At 41.0% G+C, this 910-nt stretch carries 1 protein-coding gene; it reads left to right on the forward strand.

What is annotated here, in order from left to right; all coding sequences use genetic code 11:
* Nucleotides 1–230 precede the first annotated feature (230 nt).
* On the forward strand, nucleotides 231–910 hold a 680-nt coding region (locus ACLPIE_RS22520; protein WP_430263846.1), incomplete at its 3' end, for a type VI immunity family protein.

Genomic DNA, 910 nt, shown 5'->3' on the forward strand with positions numbered 1-910 from the left:
TGGTTTCCATACAAAGCATTCCAAATTATCCCTTGCAAAAACAGGGAGTGTAGCAGAGCTATCAGGTGGATCATTTTTACACGATCTTTCCTGCCTAATTTGGTGGAGTTTTGCATGATCATTAACAGAACAAGGGGATATTGCGTTTGATGTGAATAATAACCCCGAAGGTACTACCCTTTGGCATTTAGTGCGTGAAGGGAAACGGGATGATTAGCTGAGAGGGAAACATGACATTCGAAGCACAAAGACAGCATATCGAACAACAACTGGCGAATTTTTCATTACTTAATAGTGAAGGGATGGCGGTGACGCGTTTGGGTATCACCATCATTATGATTTATCCGTTCGGCTATACCGCTGAGAAAAAACAGAATGCGTTAAATTGTTTTCGTCGTTTTCGTGAAGAATTTGGTTATGAGCTGCGTTTTCATACCCACGGTTTTTCAGGGCTAAAAAAATACAATGAGGCGAACATCCAAAAATTTGAAACCAAATTTTTGTCAGGTACGGATAAGGATGACCTAGAGTGGCATGTGAGTGATGCATTTAATGCTGATACAGCGGCAAATTATATTATGTCAACGTCACTCTCACTTGAAGCTAGCGGGCATTATAATCGTACATATCTAAAGTTAACTTTGCCTTGGGATTATCTCTTTCAAGAGGATGGATTAACTAAATTTCAAAGGTGGTTCGATTTTCTCAAAGAACAGCTCTCTCCGGATGCTGGGTATTGTGATTTTGGTGTCACCTTACCTCGAAATTACCATGAGTATCAAGCTCAAGAACGAATGCTGGCAGAACGGTATCCATTATTGACAGTCAACTCAACGATCCACGGTGATAAGCGCCGATTTGGAACCTCAGTTCGCGGCGTTAATTGGATCACCATTATCTCGCCATATTT

Source organism: Providencia sp. Me31A, from assembly GCF_050487165.1.
In the GTDB taxonomy this organism is placed as follows: domain Bacteria; phylum Pseudomonadota; class Gammaproteobacteria; order Enterobacterales; family Enterobacteriaceae; genus Providencia.